A 1232-nucleotide genomic window follows, 5' to 3' on the forward strand; every position below is an offset into this window, starting at 1 on the left:
ATCACCGCGCTCGGCTACACCGTCATCGACGAGACCGAAGGCACCGGACTCTCCCCCTACGGAGACGAAGACCCCGAGCTCTACCGAGCCATCGCCATCATGCAGAGAGGCCTGCTGTGACCACCTGGAAGACGAATCTCATGCTCGGCGGACCCCGCGGAATGGTGGAGAAGTTCGCGGACGGGGAGGTCCGCGGCTGGGTCGTCGGCGAAGCCGCGGACCTGCCCGTCGAGGTCGAGCTGTGGCTGAACGATCTGCGAGTGGCGTCCACCTGGGCGACGGATCAGAGCGGCGCCAATACAGGCGGCGCCGCCCGAGGGTTCAGGTTCGCGGTCAGAGACCTCTGGAACTTCGTGCAGCGAGTCGACGGCATCAGCGTCCGACTCCGCGGCGAGCCGCTCCCCATCGCCGGAAAGGGCATCTACAAGCGCGCAGCGAACGACGGGCCGCACGACGACAAGGCACTCGAGCAACTGATGCAGACCGGTCACGTCTTCGACCACACCGGCCGGCTGCAGCTCGTCAAGACGGACGACGTCTCCTGGCAGACCTCGGTCTTCGACCTGTACGACCGTTCCCGCTCGATCGTCCAAGAGGTGCTCGGGGCCGACCTCTTCGTCATCTATGGCACGCTCCTCGGTCAGGTCCGCGAAGGGACGTTCATCGGGCACGACAACGACTTCGATGCCGCCTTTCTCTCCTCTACCTCCACCGGACCGGAGGCGGCGAAGGACATGCACGTCCTGGCCCTCGCTCTCGTCGAGGCCGGGTTCGACGTCGAGTGCAAGTACACGGCGCTCCACATCCACGACTCCGCCGCACCTGAGAAGCGGATCGACATTTTCCACGTCTACTTCGACCAGGAAGACCATCTCCAGTTCCCGTTCGGGGTATCTACGAACGGCACGTTCGACCGAGCTTCGTGGCGTGGCATCACCGAGAAGGCTCTCGCCGACCACCCTGTTCTGGCGCCAGGTGCGGACGAGCAGCTGCTCGCTCACATCTACGGTCCCGACTGGCGCATGCCGGTCGCGGGATTCAACTGGGACCTCAGTCGCAAGCAACAGGACAAGTCCGGCTTCATCCCGCGCGAGGCCCGCGAGGAGGTCTACTGGGCAAATTTCTACGCCCACACCGAGTTCACCTCCGGGTCGACGTTCTGCTCAGCCGTGCTCGATCGCAGCGATCTGCCCACCACCATCCTCGAGCTCGGCTGTGGTGACGGACGGGAC

1 protein-coding gene is annotated in these 1232 nt (G+C 64.9%); it reads left to right on the forward strand.

Annotated features, from left to right (window positions below; translation table 11 throughout):
* Positions 1–116: 116 nt before the first annotated feature.
* Positions 117–1232, forward strand: a 1116-nt coding sequence (locus ASF37_RS16725; protein WP_156368237.1) for a hypothetical protein, incomplete at its 3' end; no start/stop codon positions are given.

This window comes from Aeromicrobium sp. Leaf289, assembly GCF_001423335.1.
Taxonomy (GTDB): Bacteria; Actinomycetota; Actinomycetes; order Propionibacteriales; family Nocardioidaceae; genus Aeromicrobium.